Here is a 19,641-nt window from a genome sequence, read left to right as displayed (position 1 = left end):
AATAAATAATGGTTTACTATCGACTCGTTGCCTTTTTTTAAGTTTTCTCCGTAGTAAAGAGGAGGGGGAATTAAAAAATCATCCCGTAAAAAAGCCGAACGCCTTCCGGGTTCGGCTTTATCATATTGCTGAGCCTGTAGTTATACCAGGTTCTTTTTGATATAGCTGTAGCTCTGGGTGATGCTGTTGAACGGGTCGCCGGGGCAAATATCCTGTTCGTTATAAAAGTACTGCAATCCGGCTTTGCCTGCGTGCTTGAATATGTCTTTGAATGGGATAACGCCGTTACCTACCTCTGTAAACATTTGCTTAGGGGTATTATCCATATCCTTTACATGCCATAGCGGGAAACGGCCCGGGTTTTCATTGAAGAGCTTGATTGGGTCTTGTTTGGCTTTGTATATCCAGTAGATATCCATCTCCATTTTCACCAAGTCCTTGTCGGTGTTGTGCAGCAAGGTTTCGTATGGGAATTTGCCATCCTCTTGCTTAAATTCAAAATCGTGGTTGTGGTAGCAAAGCTGTATGCCTGCTTTTTTACAGATAGCGCCCGCCGTGTTCAATTTATCGGCAGTGAGCTTGTAATGGTCCAACGAGCCGCGTTCGCTATCGAGCAAATAGGCGCATACCATGTATTTCAGGCCAACGGCAGCCGCATCGTCAACAGCTTTTTGCCACTCGTTATCAATGGTGCCTTTTGTAGTCGGCATGCCTTCGCCTAACATATAGTGGCCGCTGGGCATAATCAAGCCGTTATCACTTAGCACTTGCTTAAATTCTTCGGGTTCCATACCGTAGAATTTTTGGGTACCCGTGTAGGTAGCACCTTCTACGCTATTGAAGCCAACTTTGGCCACTTTGGCTAAAGTACCCACCGGGTCTTTGGCCATGGCATCGCGCACGGTATAAAGTTGTACGCCGATATATTTTTTGTTGCGGGCAAAAAGGTTCGGAGCCATTAATAGCCCGGTACCCAACACCGCCGAGGTTTTGAGGAATGAACGTCTGGAAGTCATGGTATGGTATTTAATTGGTTTGTGTAAAAGTAACGCATTCGTTATTACAAATCAAATAGACCATACATTTTTATTAAGGTTTAACCTGCAGCCGGGCGAGGCTTATTGCCTTTGTATCGGCTTGGCCTGCGGTGTTGGTTTTTGCGGTCGTCGCCTGGTGGGCGGGGCGTGGCAACATGCTCAATGCCTTTCAGCTCTTCGGGTAATTCTTTTTGGGCTATTGGCCTGTCTATCAGCTGTTCTATGCTTTTCAATCGCTTAAGGTCGCGGTCGTTCACAAAGGTGATGGCTGTCCCCGTAGTAGCGGCGCGGGCGGTACGGCCAATGCGGTGTACATAGTCTTCAGCATCGCCGGGCACATCGTAATTGATAACCAGATCTATGCCTTCCACGTCGATACCGCGCGATAAGGCATCCGTGCCGATGATAACGGGCAGTTGTTTGTTCTTGAAACGGAGCAGAATTTCCTCACGCTCGTTCTGCTGCAGATCCGAATGGAAAGCAGCCACATCCAGGCGCGCCTGTTTCAATTCTTTGGCAAGCGCTTTTACGATTTCCTTGCGGGATGCGAAGATGATGGAGCTTAGGTAGCCGCCATCCTTCAGTAAAGCTTTCAGCAAAGGGGTTTTCTGCCCGTCGTGCACGCGGTAAACCTGTTGGTCTATCCCTGCGGCGGGTTGCGATATGGCGATGTTTATCTGCTGTGGATTGTTCAATATAGCCTTGGCCAGGTTGCGTATGCGGCCCGGCATAGTAGCCGAAAATAAAAGCGTTTGGCGTTTTTTGGGCAGATAGCTGATGATACGCATGATATCATCGCTGAAACCCATATCCAGCATGCGGTCGGCCTCATCAAGTACCAGGTGGGTGATATGGTTAAACTTAAGCACGCCCGATGTTAGGTGCGCTATTAAGCGACCCGGCGTAGCTATGATAATGTTTACGCTGTTCTGTATGCCACGGCGCTGCTGCTCATAAGCCATGCCGTCGCCACCGCCAAATACGGCCTGCGAGCTGATGCCCGTGAAATACGCAAGGCCTTCTACTTGTTGGTCTATCTGCTGGGCGAGCTCGCGCGTGGGGGCAAGCACCAGGGCAGTGGTTTGGTGGGTATTGCTGTTAGCGATATGATTTAAAACCGGCAGCAAATATGAAGCTGTTTTGCCTGTGCCTGTTTGTGCGCAAGCTATAAGGTCGTCGCCATTCATAATAACCGGGATGGTCATTTCCTGTATGGGGGTAGCCTTGGTGTAACCCATGCTCAGTACGCCTTCTAATAATTGTTCGTTGAAATTGAAATCCTGGAAAGTCACTATATTCTGTAAGTAAATTACGCAAGGTAGGCATTTTGTTTTTAAAAAGGGTTAAATAGCATAAAACCAAGCATAAAAGGCGAGCAGGTCTGTAGAGCCCTGGCTTTAGCATGTGGTTTCTGTCAGCCCAACGTCTTGTTTTGCTAAAGGAGTAAGGTATTGCCAAACAATCCCCATGCGGGGGCTGTAATTATAGTTTATCGTTAAAAACAATCGTATAAAGCAATAATGTTTATTTCTTTAAGGCCCCTTTTTAAAATACTTACCGGCTTAATTATTTTAACACCCCTCTCCTACAGCAACAGCTTCGCAGCAGATACCGATACCATCAAAGTAAAAGGCACCTCCATCATACAGGATACCGTTACCGCGCAGATTGCTACGCGTCTTATCAACCGCGATTTCAACGATATCTACGTACAGAACCTGCGTTCCTCGTTTTTCGGGCAGGAGCTTTTCCAGCCTATCAAAACGCAGCTGGTGGCCGATGTGGTGGCTAACTCCGTGGTGTACAATACGCCAAAATCGCGTTTGTTCGTAAACGCCTTTACCAGGGTGAAGATACGGTTGCTTGCAACCCCCGGCGCACCGGTAAAATCGCCAAGCTATATGCCCGGCATACAGCTGTTCTATCGTTTAAACCATGATGTTCATAATCCCGAATTCCTCTCAGGCGGTTACACCCACCACTCCAATGGCGTGCGCGGGCCAACGGTGCTGCCTGATGGCAGCTTCAATGTGGATAGCGGCAAGTTCTCTACCAATTTTTATACCCTAAACTATACGGTTGGCAAGCGTACCGATACAAAGGATATCATTATCAATCAGTACAAAACCATCGGTATTGAAGTACATGCGGGGTTATTCGGCACAGGAGCAGCGGAAGGTTTGAATGGCCACTATGGCTGGATAAGGGTTAACGGCAGCTATATGCTTAACCTGGCCCGTGCGTACGAAGACCCCATAAAAAAAGATGCCAGGCTCTATGCCAACTGGCAGCGCCTGCAGTTCGATTTTACTTACATTGCCGATAAGTACGAAAACTACAAGGCCTTCGACATCAAAAAAAGGCTGAACGTTAGCCTCAAATATTATTACCACCTGCCCTTCCTGCGGGATGTATCTGTGATGGCCGGCGGTGGCTACCGCGGGCAGGACGATTATAACATCTCCTTCCAAAGCAGTTATGGTTACGGCATGATAGGGCTGGCATCGGGGCTATCGTTCTGGCTGAACAGGTAGCAAAGCGGTCGGCCGGGGTAACCGCGGCCTCACCCCAGCCCCTCTCCAAAGGAGAGGGGCAAAAAAGTTCTCTCCTTTGGAGAGGATTAGGTGAGGCTTCTAAGCAGCCTAAGCAACAACATTGATTAACTCCCGTAACAAAACATTTTATCGCTTATCTTAGTTTACAGTAAAAATCACAGAAGATATGCAATGGTTCGGCAGGCGCGAAAGCAGCAATACAGAAGAAGGTAGCAGCAGCGGCGGTGGCCGTGGCTTTGCTTTTGGCGGCGGTATTATAGGTATCATAGCAATGGCTATATACTTTTTCACGGGGATAGACCCTTCGCAGGTAATCAACCAGATGCAGCAGGGCAATGGCCAGCAAACCGAGCAGGTGAACACCGGCTCGGCCGGGCCGGATAGCGACCAGAAGAAGTTTGCCCGCGTGGTGCTGGCCGATACCGAAGACATTTGGGGGAAACTCTTCAGCGATATGGGCCGCAGTTACCAGCCCACCGTGATGCACTTTTTTACCGATGGCGTAAGCACTGCCTGCGGCGAGGCATCGTCGCAAAGCGGGCCTTTCTATTGCCCCGGCGACCAGAAAGTATATATAGATGTATCTTTTTTTGATGAGCTGACGAATAAATTCGGCGCGGGCGGAGATTTTGCCCAGGCTTATGTGATAGCCCACGAAGTAGGTCACCATGTGCAGGATCTGCTCGGACTGAGTGCCAAGATGGACCGGGCACGCCAGCAATTGAGCGAAGCTGAATACAATAAACTATCGGTAAAACTGGAACTGCAAGCCGATTTCTATGCCGGCGTATGGGCGCATTACGAAAAAAGCTTGAAGAACGTGCTTGACGAAGGCGATATTGAAGAGGCTCTTAACGCCGCCCATCAAATTGGCGACGACCGCCTGCAGCAGCAATACCAGGGCCACGTAACGCCCGATAGCTTTACCCATGGCACCAGTGCCCAGCGGATGTACTGGTTTAAAAAAGGTTTCGAAACGGGGGATGCAAGCCAGGGCAATACTTTCAGCGCCGGGGATTTGGAGTAAACACAAGACACGTCATGCTGATTGATACTTTATGGGTGCTGATGAAAAGGAGCGCGGAGTCATCCTGAGCCTGTCGAAGGGCGCGCGTAAAGGCCCGCCCGCTATGGTTCGACAAGCTCACCATGACACATCACACAAATTTATTGCAAATAATCTCCTAAAACCCTTTCTTTCTAACTACTCCCGTGCGCCTCTGTTTAGGCTTGGCTTCGGGGACTTCCTCCTCGCCTACATCGTAGCGGCGGGCCATTTTGGCTATGCGTTCTTCCATGGTTTCGGTGGTGAGCTTTTCGCGGCCCAGGCTATCTACCATAATAGGGAAAGCGAAAGGCGTGGGCCTTTCAATAGTTTTCAAAACGATGCTTTGCGTTTGGATGCGCTGCAAAGCTGCCCGCAACCGAAACTCCTCCAACTGGAAAGCCAATGCTTCGTTATAGGCCTGGCGCACCAACAGGTTATCCGGCTCGTACTCGTTAAACACTTCGAACAATAAAGAGGTTGATGCCTGCAAATGCTTGTTCTTCATAGGCTGGCCTGGATAGCCGGTAAACACCAGGCCGCCAATGTGCGCAATATCACGGAAACGGCGCCGGGCCATTTCGTTGGCATTGAGACTGTTTTGGATGTCTTCGATGAGGTTATTTATTGAGAAGAAATCGGCATCTTCCAGGGCCTCTACTATTGGGATATCCTCATCGGCAAGCAGCTCGAAACCATAATCGTTCATGGCGATGGAGAAACTTGCGGGCTTTATTTTAGAGATGCGGTAGGCCAATAAGCTGGCCATCCCCTCGTGCACCAACCGCCCCTCGAAGGGGTAAAAAAGCAGGTGGTGACCCTCGCGCGATTTAAACGACTCTATCAAAAACTCGTGGCTTTGCGGCAGGTGCGATAGTTGTGCCTGCAAATCGAACAGCGGCTTCAATGCTTTCACCTCTATATCCTCTTCCCGGCCATGCGCCACCTCGTCCAGCTTATCGCGGAAAACGGCCGATAGTTGCGAGGAAAGCGGCATGCGCCCGCCCGCCCAGCTGGGTATCAGTCCCTTGGTTTTGGTGGATTTTTTTACGTAGGCCGTCATCTCCTTCACCTTGATGAATTCGAGGCTGCGGCCCGCAAACCAAAAGGTATTACCCGGCTTCAGTTTAGATATAAAACCCTCTTCCAGCGTACCCAGGCTGCCGCCGCTGAGCCATTTTACACGGATGCTCAGTTCGCTGGTAATGGTGCCGATGCTGAGCCGGTGCCGCATGGCCACGCGGCGGTTATTTACTTTAAACAGGCCGTCTGCTACCTCCACCTTCAAAAACTCATCGTATTGGGCAAGGGTTTTGCCGCCGTTGGTTATAAAATCCAACAGTTGGTTAAACTCGTCGCGCCGCAAATCGGCAAAGGCGAAAGTTGATTTTACTTCTTTATACAATTCATCCGCCCTAAAGCCTTCTGATACGGCAAGCGTTACCATGTATTGTATCAGCACATCCATGGTAAGCAGCATCGGGTCGCGGCTTTCGAATATGCCTTTTTTAATGGCCTGCTTCAATGCAGCCCCTTCCAGCAGTTCCAACGAATGCGTGGGCACGAAATAGGCCTTGGATATGGCCCCCGGGTGGTGCCCGCTTCGGCCGGCGCGCTGCATAAAGCGGGCGACACCTTTGGGACTGCCCACCTGCACCACGGTATCTACCGGGCGGAAATCCACCCCAAGGTCAAGGCTGGAGGTGCATACCACCACCTTTAAGGCTTCGGCATGCAGTGCCTGCTCTACCCAGTTGCGCAGTTCATTATCCAGCGAGCCATGGTGCATGGCCATAATGCCGGCATACTCCGGGTAGTTATCGATAATGGCATGGTACCAAATTTCTGCTTGCGAGCGGGTATTGGTGAATATCAGCGTGGTTTTGCTTCTGGCTACAATCTCCATTACCTGCGGCAGCAGCTTTATGCCGATGTGCCCCGCCCAGCTATAATTCTCGATATTCTCGGGAATCACTGATTCAATCACCAGCTTTTTGCTAATGTTGGCCCGCACCATTCTAATTTGCTCCGGCGGGAAATCGTTGCCAAGCAGCACTTCTGCCGCCTGCTCCAGGTTGCCAATGGTGGCAGAGATACCCCATACTCTGAGATTTGAGATGTGAGATTTGAGATGTGAGACAGAAGTTGGCTTGGTATTCGGCCCTGCCAACTGCAAACTGCCCACTGCCAACTGTTTCAACTTACTCAAGCCCAACTCTACCTGTACGCCGCGTTTGGTGCCTAGTAGTTCGTGCCACTCGTCGCACACGAAAACCTGTAAGCCGGAAAATATTTTCGGGTATTCCTTTTGGGCCAGCATCAGGTGCAGGCTCTCGGGAGTGGTGAGCAGTACTTCTGGCAGCTTGCGTTTCAGTGCGGCTTTGTCGGCTGCGGAGGTATCGCCCGTTCGGGTCATGATGCGCCAGGGCAGGCCTATGTCATCGCAAACTTCCTGCATGGCTTTACGGATGTCGTTGGTTAAGGCGCGCAGCGGCGTTATCCAAAGCATCAGCAGGCCGTTGTTGCTTTTTGTGGTGTAATTATCGGGATGCTTATTGATGAAATCGGCCAGGAAAGGCAGGAATAGGGCAAAGGTTTTGCCACTGCCGGTAGGCGCATTCAGCAAGCCCGAAAAGCCGGCAAGGTAGGCCTCCTCCATCTCTTTTTGAAAGGGGAACTGCTTCCATTGCTTTTGTTTGTACCAATGTTGGATTACCTGCTGCCCCTTTGAACTCATTATGCTAACAAAACCGTGTTTGTGGTGTTATATACCAACCGTAAAGTACTTAAAATGTTATGATATGAGAGCGAGCAAATATTTATTGATACTGATACCCATTTTAATAGTTGCGGCATGCAGGCAAAAAGGCGATACGGCTGTAAGTAGCGAAACACCTGATTTGCCCGACACCACCGAGGTGCGCGCCATCCCTGCCGAACAATTGATAACCCCCGGCAAAAGCATAGGGCATATCAGCCTTGGCGGTAGTCTGGATTCGCTAATACTGATGCTTGGCCGCCCCGATGCCGGCGATGCAGCAATGGGCAGTCAGCTATCAACCTGGTACGCTAACCACGATACCGCAGGCTACCAAACCAGCGTATTCTCGCGTCGCAACATGGGCAATAAGGACGAGGGCGTAAGCCGCATCAAGAAAATACTGGTCACCTCGCCCTGGTTCAAAACTGCCGAATACATGAGCACAGGCAATACCATAAAGGACATAGGCAAGTATTATACGCTTAAAGAAGGGAACAGCTATCAATCCAAAGAAGGCAAAACCATCAAAACCTATTCAGATATAGCTAAGGGCATTTCCTTTGAAATTGATGGTGCGGATAAATGCGTAAGCATATTGGTGCACGCGCCGAATTCAACGGCCGATACTTATTTGGATATGCATTAGCGCCAGTTGGCAGCTTGCTTGGGCGGTTTGCAGTGAAAAATTAAAAGGCCTTTTCGAATATTTCGAAAAGGCCTTCTTTTTTGTTCGCAACACAAGTCACTGCCAACTGTAAACTGCTTACTTCTTCTCCGGCATCAAAATTAGTTTGATCAGATTACTGGTGTTTAAATATTTCGAAGCGGCATCCTTGGTGCTTTGCACGGTGATATCTTCCAGATGGCTCACGTGGCTCAATATATCATCCGGGTTCTCGTTGTTTTGCGCCGCACCTGTTAAGTAACCGGCCCAAAATACGTTGTCCTTCAGCTGCACCTGGGTGGAGCGGGCTTCTTCGGCCACAAATTTCTGTATATCAAGAGCAGTAGCGCCGTTCAATTTCAACTTGCTTATCTCATCCATAGTGGAAGCAATCAGTTTATCTACATTGGCGCTTGCGCAGGAAAAGTATATGCTAACGGTGTAGCGGCCGGTTGGTATTTTTGAGTAGGAGATACGCACGCCGGGCGCATAAACACCGCTTTCCTGCTCGCGCAGGCGTTCGGTAAGTTTAATGTTCATAATCTCTTCCAGCGCATCTAGCTGGATGTTGTTACTCTCCTTGTATTCGTAAGCACCGCTAAAGACTAATTGTACGGTGGCTTTATCGTCCAAACCTTTGTAAACGGTTTTGGTAACCTGGCCGGCAGGCGGGTGTATGGCCAGATCTTTAAAGGTTTCTTTTTTATGGGTAGATGGCAAGGAGCCCAGGTAAGCTTCTACGTAAGGTTTTATCACTTCCGGGTCGAAATTGCCCACCAGGGTAAAAGTGAAACCGCTGGCATCGGCAAAGCGATCTTTGTAAAAACTGTAGGCTTTATCCAGGCTGGCGGCATCTAAATTGGCAATGGTGGTTACCATAGAGCGCATATTGTAGTTGCTCAGCACGGCCGATACGGTATCCTGGTACACGCTACCTGGATCAAGCCCGCGATTAGTGAGTATAGCGCGGGTTTGGCTGATATTGCCTTTCCAGATATCGTCATCCTTGCGCGGTTGGGTAAAATACAGGTGTATCAACTGCATGGCAATCTCAAAATCCCGTGGCGAAGCGTTGGCGCTGATACCCTGCGCAACATCGCTGATGTAGGGGTTCACTCTTACGTTTTTGCCGGCAAGCATCTTATCCAGCTGGCCCTGGTTAAAATCGGCGATGCCGCTGCCGCTGATGATAGGCGCAGCCAAATTGGCCGATGTAAAATCTTTATCGCTGGCAAGCGAGGTGCCCCCCAGGCTGTAGCCGTTTATCAGCACCTGATCGTTTTTGAACTGGGTGGGTTTTAATATTACCGTAAGGCCGTTCGCCAGCACGTAGGTAGTGGTGCCTATGGCCTCGTCTTTTGTTTCGGTTACAACCTTGCCCGGTTCGGGTGTTTTATCCATCAAAGGCCTGCTGGTTACGTTATCTACATAAGCAGTGAGGCCCACGCCTGCTGTGCTTATCCAGCTCAGTACGGTTTTTTCGTCGGGCAGTTTGTCTTTGTCTTTATCCGGCCCTTCAATGATGATGACGCGGTTTTGGTCGCTGATGAACTGGCCGGCCAGGGCGTTCATATCCGCAGTACCAATTTTGTTGATGTTGCTTGCGATATAATTATACTCGAATTCGATACCGGGGATTGCCTCACCGGTAAGGAAATGCTTGCTGTAATCGCGCACGAAGTTTGCCGAGTTAGTTTTGTCACGTTCGGCGTATGCGTTCTGTATTTGTACCAAAATGGCCTGTTTTGCGCGTTCCAGTTCGGTAAGCGTAAAGCCGAACCTGCGGGCGCGCTCAACCTCAGCCACCATTACTTTTACGGCGTTTTGCAGGTCGCCTGGCTTGGCTATCACCAACGATGAAAAAGCATCCTGTTTAGCAATCAGTGTAGAGAAACTGGCCCGTGCGTACAGGTACGGTGGATCGGGTTTCTGCAACAGCTCGTTCAGGCGTTCGCCCATCATGTAGTTGAACAGGCTTATGCGCAGGCTCTGCATATAGCTAGCAGCCGTTTTTACCACGGTTTGCGGGCGCTTAACTACAATTTGTGCCAACGTATAAGGAAACTCCTTATCAGTGGCAATTTTTACAAGGGTACCCGGTGTTGGCGGCACGGTATAAACCGTACGCGGCTTTTCGCCTGCGGGGTTGGTGAGCGACGAAAATTTGCTCTTTATTAGTTCCTCTACAGCTTTTACGTCGAAATCGCCAACGGCAATTACGGCCTGCAGATCGGGGCGGTACCAGTCATGATAAAAGCTTTTTATGGTAGCRGCATCGAATGTTTTCAGGATGTTTTCCTGGCCGATGGGCAAGCGCGAAGCATAGCGCGAGTTATTGAGTATGGCCGGCAGGGTTTGCTGGCTTAAACGTTCCTGCGCATTTTTGCCGCGCAGACGTAATTCTTCCAGCACTACGCCGCGCTCTTTATCGATCTCTGCCGGATCGAAGCTTAGGTATCCTGCCCAGTTGGCTAAAATATTGAAGCCGTTTTTGAATACCTCGGCGCTATCAGTAGGCAAAGGCAGCTGGTAAACGGTTTCATCAAAACTGGTGTAGGCATTTAAATCGGCACCAAACCGTATGCCAGATTTTTGGAGATAGTTCACCAAATCGTTCTTAGGGTAATCGCGTGTGCCGTTAAAGGCCATATGCTCGGTAAAGTGAGCCAGGCCCTGCTGGGCATCGGTTTCCAATATCGAGCCGGTTTTTACGATGAGGTAAAGCTCGGCGCGGTTTTTTGGCTGCTCGTTATGGCGAATGTAATAGGTGAGGCCGTTGGGCAGTTTGCCTATCAGTACGTTAGGGTCTGTAGGCAATAATGCCGGGCTTAGCTGCTGTGCTGCAGCAACCGGTTTGTTTTTGGGCGATGCTGCGGGTTTTCTTTTAACCTGCGCAAAGGTACTGCCTGTAGCAAAAGACAGCGCCAATACGGCGATAGCAACTTTTCTGTTGAAGTTCATAAATCAATTAAGAATGAGGGCACTAAGATGCGAAACGAAAAATATAGTTACAAATTGTTAATTGGTAAGAGATTTGGTTATAATGGCCTCCAATTCGCCTTGATGATCCTGGATAATTTTTTGACTATCCAGCATTCCTTTTTGCATAAGTTCGGGGAATACGGCACTTACTTTTTTCCCTAAAGGAGACGCGTAGAAATCGCTTAGCTGATTTAGCTCCTGTTCGGTAAAGGCCCCGGCATATAAGCGGACAAACCGCTCTTTGAATGCATTAAGAGGCATATACTTATCAAAAAAAGCCGTCATTTCCTGTACGAAAGCTGCCTTATTCGCCGCAGGTATTTTCGCGCCTATTGTTTCAACGGTGCTTTTCCGCATCATTGAAAAACGAATGTCCGTCATACCGGTTGCATTGATCAGCTTTTCGGCGGCTGCGAGGTGAGATGCCGTGTATTGCGGCGTGTTATCCTGCGCATTTACCCTTGCTGCAAAAGCAAGTAATACCACGCAAACTGCTAATAACCTGATTTTTACTTTCATTGTTTATAATTATTCCTTAAAGGCTTCCTGCATCATCTGCTGCAGTTCGGCCTGGTGGCTTTGTACGGCTTGCTGGCCCAAAGCGGCGCCTTTTTCCATTAACGCGGGTTGTTTTTGGTTCAGTTTTATGCCCAGGGGCGAGCGGTAGAACGCAGCCAGGTTTTTGAGTTCCTGTTCAGTAAACTCCTGTGCATACATCGCAGCTAATTGGTCTTTCAACACATCCCAACTGATGTATTTAGCCACGAAGCTGTTCATCACTTCGATAAATTTGGCGCGTTTCTCTTCTGGCAGGGAGGAACTGGCTTGTTTAAGCATGGTAGTGATGCCTGCAGTAAATTGTACATCGGCCTTTGATGCCAATAATACGTCTTCGGCAGCTTTCAGTTGCGCGGGTGTAACAGTAGTGGTAGTTTGTGCCTTAACTGCGGTGCAGAATAAAACGAACACAAGTAGTAATTTGAATTTCATGACTAGATCTTTATAAATATCTTCCGAAGATAAAAAACCCACATTACCAGCCAAAGAATTACTACAATTAAAATAGCGCCCAGCAGCGAGGCATTTACCGGCGAGAAATACGGCACGAATAAATGCTGGTAGATGCTCTTATCATCCCATTTGATAAGGTTATAATAATGCGGGATAAAGCCCGACAGCACGTAAGCCGCTATAGCGTTGGTGCCAAATACCACGAAGGGGTACGTAAACCGCTTGTGCCCCTGCACATCTATCAGCCAAAAGCAAAGGGCCAGGCCAATGGTTGCCAGCCCGCCGGTGTACAGCACGAAGGAGCTTGTCCACAAAGCTTTGTTAATGGGGAAGAACAGATCCCAAACCAGGGCCACCAATACGGCGATAACGCCATAGGCAAACATCCAGCTCACTTTTATGCTGTCGTCGCGGTCCTTCCGTTTTAGCCAGGTGCCTACACGTATGCCGAACAGGCCTGTACCAATGGCGGGCAAAGTACCCAACAACCCTTCCGGGTCCCAGGTGCGGGAGGAGCGCCAAAGGTGGTCGGGGGTGAGCAACGTGCGGTCTATCCACGCGCCAAGGTTTGTCTCAGGCTCCAGGTTGGCGTAACCCACGCCGGGTACGGGGACGAATGTCATTAATAAATAATAGCCTACCAACGCGGCAACAAATACCCAGTCGCGGGTTTTCTGCGAGGTTTTAAGGTATAGCACGGTACATATAAAATAAACCAAAGCGATGCGCGGCAGTACGCCCGGCAGGCGCAGTTTGCTCAAATCGAAATTCCAGCGGAGGATAACCTGGGTGCACCAGGTTATAAGCATTAATACCACCATGCGGCGCAAGGCAGTGAGTATCATTTTCGACTGGTTCTCGCCCGAGACTTTCCTGCTTTCCATGGCGTAAACGATGGATACGCCAACCATAAACAGGAAGAAGGGGAACACCAGGTCGGTAGGCGTACAGCCGTTCCAAACAGAATGCTCCAGCGGGGCATAGATATGGCCCCAATCGCCGGGGTCGTTAACGAGGATCATCGTCGCTATCGTAATTCCTCTGAAAACATCCAGGGAAAGCAGACGGGGGGATTTGAGGGCTGTGGTCATATATGTTATAACTATCTAATAAACTTTGTCATTGCGAGGCACGAAGCAACCTCATAGGACAGGTGGCAAACTTTGCAGCCGGAGTGTCCTATGAGGTTGCCGCGCTATCGCTCAATGACACGGTGGTTTAAAGTAGAGGCGGAATATTTTGCGCCTCAAATAAATATTGTTTTAACCCCATTGTCATTATAATGCACGGAGTAACCTCATAGGACAGGTGGCAAACTTTGCATGCCGGAGCGTCCTATGAGGTTGCCACGCTATCGCTCAATGACACAGTGGTTAAGGTAGCGACGCAAAATATTGCGTCGCTACGGTAAAAACGGTCTAAAACTTATATCTCACGAAAGCCTCCATGGCAGCATATTCGGCCATGCCGAGCTTGTCGTAATTAACGGCAGTCTCGCGGTTGCGGTCCTCGGCGCGTACCCAAAACTCGCGGGCATCATCGCCGGGGAACACGGGGCGGTCTTTTTGGCTTTGGTGCTTGAAGATGGCATCGCGCTTGCGCAATACCTCGGCAGGCGACAAAGGCACGGCCATCTCAATCTCGTGGGTAGCGAACTCGTGCCATGCGCCGCGGTAGAGCCACATCCAGCAATCTTTTACCCAGTCCTCGGTTTCTTTGAGGCGGGTTAAAGCAGCCAGGATGATGTTGAAGCATACGATATGCGTACCGTTCGGGTCGGCAAAGTCGCCGGCGGCGAATACCTGGTGGGGTTTTACTTTCCGGAGCAGTTCCATAGTCAATAATACATCTTCCTCGCCTACGGCGTTCTTCTTGGTCTTGCCGGTTTCGTAGAAAGGCAGGGCCTGGAAATGGATATTGCTGTCGGGTACGCCCGCGAACCTTGCGCCCGCGATGGCTTCCGTTTTGCGGATGAAGCCTTTCACGTTGCGTATCTCCTGGGTATCTATCTGGTTAGGCAATTTGTTCTCGATGAAGTGGCGCATCTCGCTGTAAAGTTTCTTCAATTCGGATGCATCCTCACCTACGCTTTCTTTGAAATCGATGGCGAACTCTACGTAGCGTAAAACATCATCGTCCCATACGGCGGTATTGCCCGATGTCTGGTAAGCTACGTGCACGTCGTGCCCCTGGTCTACCAAACGGATGAAAGTACCGCCCATGGATATTACATCATCGTCCGGGTGGGGAGAAAAGACAATCGACCTTTTCCTTGCAGGCTCTGCACGCTCAGGGCGTTGGCTATCGTCTGCACCCGGCTTGCCGCCCGGCCAGCCGGTAATGGTATGCTGTATCTGGTTGAAGATATCGATGTTGATGTCGTAAACAGGCCCCTGCTCAACGGCCAGTTGCGCCATGCCGTGGTTGTTGTAATCCTCTTCGGTAAGCTTCAGTATCGGCTTGCCTACGGTGCAGGATAGCCAGATAACCGCTTTCTTCTTCAAACTGTTGTCCCAAACGCAATCCTTTACCAACCAGGGCGTATCGAAGCGGGTTAAACCCGATGCCGCGCCTTCGTCCAAAACGAACTCCACATGGTCGGATAGTTGCAGGAAGGTAGCGGGCACGTCGCCCGATATCTCGCCTTCTACGGCCTTACGTATAATGGATGCTTTCTTGGCGCTCCAGGCCATCAGGATGATCTCCCTTGCCTTGAAGATAGTACCCACGCCCATAGTGATGGCTTTGGTGGGCACGTTCTGCTTACCCCCGAAATCGCGGGAAGCATCGCGGCGGGTTAAATCATCCAAAGTCACCAGGCGCGTACCCGAGTTAGGCGCAGAGCCCGGCTCGTTGAAGCCGATGTGGCCGGTACGGCCGATGCCCAGCAATTGCAAATCCAACCCGCCTAATTCCGACAACTGGCGTTCATAGTCTAAACAGAAAGCCGCTACGTCTTCCTGCGCCAATGTGCCATCGGGAATGTGTACCAGGTTTTTGTCGATATCGATATGGTCGAAGAGGTTCTCGTTCATGAAAGTGACGTAGCTCTGCGCGGCATCGGGCTTCATGGGGTAGTATTCGTCCAGGTTGAAGGTGATGACATCCTTAAAGGACAGTCCTTCTTCCTTATGCAGGCGGATGAGCTCGGCATAAACGCCGATAGGCGTAACGCCGGTGGCCAAACCCAAAACGGTTTGTTGCCCCAAAGCCTGCTTGCCGCGAATCAAAGTTGCGATCCTTGCCGCTACTGCCAGCGAGGCGGTCTTCTGATCCGCATAAACGCTAACCGGCAGCTTCTCGTACCGTGTCTCTTCCAGTAAATTTAATCTTGCCATAAAAATTGCTCAGGTTGGTAATTGGTGTACAATGGGTTGAAACAAATATATACGTTATTTATATACAGGACATTTTAATTTACATTTGTGCGTACACCCATCCACCGGAAAATTACATATGCCGCCATTGAACCAAAACCTGCAAAAACTATTCGCCATTGCCCAAAAAGAGGAGCGGCTGGGTATCGGTTTGATGTCGGGCACCTCGCTGGATGGGCTGGATATTGCGCTTTGCAGCTTTAGCGGCAGCGGACTGCAAACGCAGTTTAAGCTCGTCAATTTCGTCACTATTCCTTATGAAGAAGATTTCAAAAAGGAAGTGCAACAGGTGTTTGCCCAAAAGCAAACGAGCCTGGAAAAGGTAACCTTGCTGAATGCCTATATCGGCAGTTTCCATGCGAAATTGATATTGCAGGCATTGGCGGAGTGGGGCGTTACCCCGGCTGATGTCGACTTCATCGCCAGTCACGGCCAAACTATTTATCATGCGCCAAAGCGTTTGCACGGGCACGCCGAATACAACAACGCGACCCTGCAGATTGGCGATGCCGACCATATAGCCGTTAAAACAGGCATCTTAACCATCAGCGATTTCAGGCAAAAGCATATTGCCGCCGGCGGCGAGGGGGCGCCATTAGCCTTATATGGCGATGTGCTTTTGGGCAGTAAGCCCGGCGAGAACCGGATACTGCTGAATATTGGCGGCATTGCCAATCTCACCTATTTGCCCGCCGATGCCGACTATACTAAGGTAATGTGCAGCGATATTGGCCCCGGTAATACACTGATAGATGCTGCCTGCCGCGCATACTTCGATAAGCCTTACGATGAAGATTCGGCGATAGCCCACTCGGGTACTGTAAACGAGCCGTTGCTGGATGCCTTGCTGCACCATCCATTCTTTAACGAAAGCCTTCCAAAAACCACCGGCCCGGAGCTTTTCAATTTGAATTTTGTAGCCGATGCACAGCAAGCCACCCGCACCCTGAACTTACCCAAAGCGGATTTAGTAGCTACCTTAAGCGCCTTTACCGGCCGAAGCATCGTACGGTTCATCGCTTCCAACTTCGATGCGGCCGGCATGAAGATATTCGCAAGCGGCGGCGGTGCCAGGAACCCGTTTGTGGTTGAGTATATTAAGAAAGCCTTGCCGAATATTGCTCTGGCCGACACCAGCGAATTAGGCATCAACCCCGATGCCAAGGAAGCGATATTGTTTGCGTTGCTGGGTAATGAAGCATTGTGCGGAGAGCCGATGGCGATAGGCAATAACCCGAAAGTTTTGATGGGGAAGTTTAGTTTTCCAATATAATCAATCATAACAATGGGTTTCAAACCCATTGCAATGATTAAAGGAAAAAGCTCTTATCACCAAAAAGTTCAGTTGCTCTGCTGACAGGCATCTTATCGGCTTTAACAGCCTGGTTAACAAAAGGCACTAATTCATAGTGTTCATCTTCGGTTTTGAGTCTGAAGTTAACGATGTATTTGTCGCCCGCTCTATCAACATAGGTAACGTAATTATCTACCCCCTGCGAAAATACCGGGTTAAAACTTCTTCGTCCGTTTGGTTCAAGTTTTCGATAATAATTTGAAAATAAAAAATCAATCTCCACGATATCATCAAATGAAATGGTTTCATCGTTTACCATTATTTTATTGTTGCAGAATTTTATCGTTCCGGCCATAGTTCCTTCCAATGGTTTCTTTCGCCAAAAAGTCCCTATCAAAAAGTAGACACAGGCAGCAAAAGCACCGAAAGCGGCTAATGGCGCAAAATCTGCAGCTATCCAATTTGTTGCAATTACGGCAACAAACAACCCCAAAACAATCCCATCAGTAGAGAGCCTGAACTTTTTTTCATCGGGAATAAATACGTCGAAAGGAATGCAATCCATAAATTAATCAGCACCATAAATGTAACGCTTTGCGTCGACTGGTGAAGGCATCAACCCAATGATTTTAACGGGAAAATTTGGTTTCCAGTTAAAAAGGTAATTCCATAAGCGAAGCACAGAAAAGCAAAGAAAAAAACCGAAAAAGCTCGGGAAAACTCCGGTGTTTTTGCGGCTAAATAGACACCCGCAATGCATCCGAAAACTTTTATCCTTATATTCGGACAAAATTTTTATCCCATGGATTTATACAAATTTCTCCTCCTGCTGCACTCGGGCTTCAGGTACATCGTAATGGTATTGATATTGCTGGCCATACTGCAATCGTTAGCCGGCTGGTTTGGCCAAAAAGAATACACCGAAGGCAACCGCAAGCTTAACCTGTTTGCTTTGATATCGGCCCATACACAGCTTTTAATTGGCTTGGTGCTGTATTTCAAAAGCCCCTTTGTAAAGTTTGCCAAAGAAACCATGCACGAGGCCACCGCCCGCTATTGGACGGTTGAGCACATCAGTATGATGATATTTGCCATCATTTTGATTACCATCGGCCACTCCAAATCCAAGAAAGAAATACTCGCTGTAAGCAAGCACCGCACCATCGCTATATTTTATTTATTGGCTATAATAGTGATAGTTGTGTCTATTGCGCAAAGCAAACGCACCTTTTTTGGCATGAGTAATTAAAAAAGAACAGAAAAAGTTTGCAGTTTCGATTTTCTTTATAAATTTGCTGCCCAATCATGAAAAAAACTTTGAACAATATCTATTGGTGGCACCAAACAAACTTTGGCAGCCGGATAGTTTTTGACATGCATTACTAATCAAATATAAACCTATTTTGAAACCCGGCGAGCACCAATTCGTCGGGTTTTTTCGTTTAATAAGCTATTGAAAATGACAACTTTTAAAATAAATACCACACATAAAAAGCTGCTTGCAGATACCACTACGCCGGTTAGCATTTACCTGCGCCTGCGCGATGTATTCCCCAACTCGCTGCTGCTGGAAAGCTCGGATTACCACAGCCGCGAAAACAGCCTGAGCTATATTTGCTGCGCCCCCATTAGCGGCTTTGTGCTGGATGATGGCGAACTGAAAAAGAAATTCCCGGATGGCAGCACCGAAGTAAGCGCACCGGGCACATTCGAATTAACTGACGAGATCAATAATTTTTTAAGCCGTTTCGAGACGGATAAGTCGGCATCCAAAATTCTTTCTAATGGTTTATTCGGTTACTTTACGCATGAGGCGGTAGAGCATTTCGAAACCATTAAGCTAAAGGTAACACCAGACAATCCGCGGAAGATACCGGTGATGCAATACCATATCTACAGCTACATTATAGCGGTAGATCATTTCAAGAACGAGCTATACATTTTCCATAACCAGGTAGAAGGCCAGCCCGAAACCAACGGTTTGGAGAAACTCGAATACCTTATCAAAAATAAAAACTTCCCCGAGTACACTTTCGAGAGCAAGGAAGCCGAGCAATCGAATTTGACCAACGAGGAGTTCATCGCCATTGTAGAAAAGATGAAAACGCACATCTATCGTGGCGATGTGTTCCAGATCGTACCGTCGCGGGCGTTTTCGCGCAAGTTTTTGGGCGATGAATTCAACGTGTACCGTGCGTTGCGTTCGATCAACCCGTCGCCGTATTTGTTCTATTTCGATTTTGGCGATTTCAGGATCTTCGGGTCATCGCCCGAGGCGCAGATTACCGTTAAGAACCGTGTAGCCAGCATCTTCCCGATAGCCGGCACTTTCAAACGCAGCGGTGATGATGTAAAGGATGCCGAAATTGCCCGCCAGCTGGAAGCCGACCCCAAGGAATCTGCAGAGCACGTAATGTTGGTAGATTTAGCCCGAAACGACCTGAGCCGCCATTGCGAACAGGTAAGTGTAAAGGCCTTTAAAGAAGTACAATACTATTCGCACCTCATCCACCTGGTATCGCATGTAAGCGGCAAGCTGAAGCCCGGAGTAAGTTCCTTCAAAATCGTAGCGGATACCTTCCCGGCCGGCACGCTAAGCGGCGCACCAAAATACCGGGCCATGGAAATTATAGATGAGAACGAGAAAACCAAACGCAGCTTTTACAGTGGCGCCATCGGTTTCTTCGGCTTTAACGGCGATTTTAACCACGCCATCATGATACGCTCATTCTTGAGCAAGAACAACACCCTGCACTACCAGGCTGGCGCAGGCATAGTAGCCGGCTCGGTTGCAGAAAGCGAGCTGAAAGAAGTAGATAATAAAATAGCCGCGTTACGGAAAGCGATTGAGGTGGCGGAATCTATTTAGAGATTAGAGGCCGTAGAATAAAGATTAGATAAAACATAAGGGCATC

The 19,641-nt window shown here is 49.0% G+C and carries 15 protein-coding genes; 6 read left to right on the top strand and 9 right to left on the bottom strand.

From position 1 onward, the window contains the following. Positions 1 to 140 precede the first annotated feature (140 nt). Entirely contained in the window at positions 141 to 1,016 is an 876-nt protein-coding gene (locus AC1DYT_RS14360) for a TIM barrel protein (protein ID WP_477457431.1), read from the bottom strand. Between the two features lie 80 nt (positions 1,017 to 1,096). After that, a complete protein-coding gene (locus tag AC1DYT_RS14355) occupies positions 1,097 to 2,329 on the bottom strand; it encodes a DEAD/DEAH box helicase (RefSeq protein ID WP_477470269.1) in 1,233 nt (410 codons plus the stop codon). Between the two features lie 228 nt (positions 2,330 to 2,557). Between AC1DYT_RS14355 and AC1DYT_RS14350 the strand changes: the two genes are divergently transcribed. Beyond that, the gene (locus AC1DYT_RS14350) at positions 2,558 to 3,571 is read left to right on the top strand and encodes a hypothetical protein (protein WP_477470268.1); all 1,014 of its coding nucleotides are present in this window, start codon (positions 2,558 to 2,560) and stop codon (positions 3,569 to 3,571) included. A 187-nt stretch (positions 3,572 to 3,758) separates the two neighbouring features. Beyond that, the gene (ypfJ, locus tag AC1DYT_RS14345; RefSeq protein ID WP_477470267.1) at positions 3,759 to 4,619 is read left to right on the top strand and encodes a KPN_02809 family neutral zinc metallopeptidase; all 861 of its coding nucleotides are present in this window, start codon (positions 3,759 to 3,761) and stop codon (positions 4,617 to 4,619) included. Positions 4,620 to 4,776: 157 nt separating this feature from the next. On the opposite strand, the gene AC1DYT_RS14340 is transcribed toward ypfJ, so the two are convergent. After that, the gene (locus tag AC1DYT_RS14340) at positions 4,777 to 7,374 is read right to left on the bottom strand and encodes a ligase-associated DNA damage response DEXH box helicase (protein ID WP_477470266.1); all 2,598 of its coding nucleotides are present in this window, start codon (positions 7,372 to 7,374) and stop codon (positions 4,777 to 4,779) included. Positions 7,375 to 7,438: 64 nt separating this feature from the next. On the opposite strand from AC1DYT_RS14340, the gene AC1DYT_RS14335 reads away from it, so the two are divergent. After that, positions 7,439 to 8,044: a hypothetical protein gene (locus AC1DYT_RS14335; protein WP_477470265.1), complete on the top strand. Its 606-nt coding sequence runs from the start codon at positions 7,439 to 7,441 to the stop codon at positions 8,042 to 8,044. A gap of 117 nt (positions 8,045 to 8,161) precedes the next feature. On the opposite strand, the gene AC1DYT_RS14330 is transcribed toward AC1DYT_RS14335, so the two are convergent. The 5 genes from AC1DYT_RS14330 to AC1DYT_RS14310 all read right to left on the bottom strand — a co-directional run bounded on the left by AC1DYT_RS14330 (position 8,162) and on the right by AC1DYT_RS14310 (position 15,393). Continuing rightward, positions 8,162 to 11,023 carry a M16 family metallopeptidase gene (locus AC1DYT_RS14330; RefSeq protein ID WP_477470264.1) on the bottom strand — a complete coding sequence of 954 codons (2,862 nt, stop codon included), beginning with the start codon at positions 11,021 to 11,023 and terminating at the stop codon, positions 8,162 to 8,164. Positions 11,024 to 11,080: 57 nt separating this feature from the next. Beyond that, positions 11,081 to 11,563, bottom strand: a complete 483-nt coding sequence (locus tag AC1DYT_RS14325; RefSeq protein ID WP_477470263.1) for a DUF2059 domain-containing protein — start codon at positions 11,561 to 11,563, stop codon at positions 11,081 to 11,083. A gap of 9 nt (positions 11,564 to 11,572) precedes the next feature. After that, a complete protein-coding gene (locus AC1DYT_RS14320) occupies positions 11,573 to 12,034 on the bottom strand; it encodes a DUF2059 domain-containing protein (protein ID WP_477470262.1) in 462 nt (153 codons plus the stop codon). A gap of 2 nt (positions 12,035 to 12,036) precedes the next feature. After that, entirely contained in the window at positions 12,037 to 13,146 is a 1,110-nt protein-coding gene (locus tag AC1DYT_RS14315; RefSeq protein ID WP_477470261.1) for an acyltransferase family protein, read from the bottom strand. Between the two features lie 327 nt (positions 13,147 to 13,473). After that, the gene (locus AC1DYT_RS14310; protein ID WP_477470260.1) at positions 13,474 to 15,393 is read right to left on the bottom strand and encodes a glucosamine-6-phosphate deaminase; all 1,920 of its coding nucleotides are present in this window, start codon (positions 15,391 to 15,393) and stop codon (positions 13,474 to 13,476) included. A gap of 118 nt (positions 15,394 to 15,511) precedes the next feature. Between AC1DYT_RS14310 and AC1DYT_RS14305 the strand changes: the two genes are divergently transcribed. Further along, positions 15,512 to 16,705 (top strand): anhydro-N-acetylmuramic acid kinase, encoded by a 1,194-nt coding sequence (locus tag AC1DYT_RS14305; protein ID WP_477470259.1) that lies wholly within the window; start codon positions 15,512 to 15,514, stop codon positions 16,703 to 16,705. Positions 16,706 to 16,742: 37 nt separating this feature from the next. Here AC1DYT_RS14305 and AC1DYT_RS14300 read toward each other — a convergent pair whose 3' ends face one another. After that, positions 16,743 to 17,291, bottom strand: coding sequence for a hypothetical protein (locus AC1DYT_RS14300; protein WP_477470258.1), 549 nt, complete (start codon positions 17,289 to 17,291; stop codon positions 16,743 to 16,745). Between the two features lie 237 nt (positions 17,292 to 17,528). Here AC1DYT_RS14300 and AC1DYT_RS14295 point away from each other — a divergent pair, with 237 nt between their 5' ends. Next, positions 17,529 to 17,975: a cytochrome B gene (locus tag AC1DYT_RS14295; protein WP_477470257.1), complete on the top strand. Its 447-nt coding sequence runs from the start codon at positions 17,529 to 17,531 to the stop codon at positions 17,973 to 17,975. A 210-nt stretch (positions 17,976 to 18,185) separates the two neighbouring features. After that, entirely contained in the window at positions 18,186 to 19,595 is a 1,410-nt protein-coding gene (locus AC1DYT_RS14290; protein WP_477470256.1) for an anthranilate synthase component I family protein, read from the top strand. The last annotated feature ends 46 nt before the right edge of the window (positions 19,596 to 19,641 follow it).

Source organism: Mucilaginibacter sp. P1_D10 (genome assembly GCF_056406215.1).
Note: the sequence above shows the minus strand (reverse complement) of the source record. Positions and strands in the feature narration are given on the sequence as shown.

Excerpts from the sequence above, each read along its gene's own strand:
- AC1DYT_RS14305 (WP_477470259.1), top strand. The coding sequence starts at position 15,512 with ATGCCGCCATTGAACCAAAACCTGCAAAAACTATTCGCCATTGCCCAA.
- ypfJ (WP_477470267.1), top strand. The coding sequence starts at position 3,759 with ATGCAATGGTTCGGCAGGCGCGAAAGCAGCAATACAGAAGAAGGTAGC.
- AC1DYT_RS14295 (WP_477470257.1), top strand. The coding sequence starts at position 17,529 with ATGGATTTATACAAATTTCTCCTCCTGCTGCACTCGGGCTTCAGGTAC.
- AC1DYT_RS14290 (WP_477470256.1), top strand. The coding sequence starts at position 18,186 with ATGACAACTTTTAAAATAAATACCACACATAAAAAGCTGCTTGCAGAT.
- AC1DYT_RS14310 (WP_477470260.1), bottom strand. The coding sequence starts at position 15,393 with ATGGCAAGATTAAATTTACTGGAAGAGACACGGTACGAGAAGCTGCCG.
- AC1DYT_RS14315 (WP_477470261.1), bottom strand. The coding sequence starts at position 13,146 with ATGACCACAGCCCTCAAATCCCCCCGTCTGCTTTCCCTGGATGTTTTC.
- AC1DYT_RS14360 (WP_477457431.1), bottom strand. The coding sequence starts at position 1,016 with ATGACTTCCAGACGTTCATTCCTCAAAACCTCGGCGGTGTTGGGTACC.
- AC1DYT_RS14320 (WP_477470262.1), bottom strand. The coding sequence starts at position 12,034 with ATGAAATTCAAATTACTACTTGTGTTCGTTTTATTCTGCACCGCAGTT.
- AC1DYT_RS14300 (WP_477470258.1), bottom strand. The coding sequence starts at position 17,291 with ATGGATTGCATTCCTTTCGACGTATTTATTCCCGATGAAAAAAAGTTC.
- AC1DYT_RS14335 (WP_477470265.1), top strand. The coding sequence starts at position 7,439 with ATGAGAGCGAGCAAATATTTATTGATACTGATACCCATTTTAATAGTT.
- AC1DYT_RS14325 (WP_477470263.1), bottom strand. The coding sequence starts at position 11,563 with ATGAAAGTAAAAATCAGGTTATTAGCAGTTTGCGTGGTATTACTTGCT.
- AC1DYT_RS14350 (WP_477470268.1), top strand. The coding sequence starts at position 2,558 with ATGTTTATTTCTTTAAGGCCCCTTTTTAAAATACTTACCGGCTTAATT.
- AC1DYT_RS14340 (WP_477470266.1), bottom strand. The coding sequence starts at position 7,374 with ATGAGTTCAAAGGGGCAGCAGGTAATCCAACATTGGTACAAACAAAAG.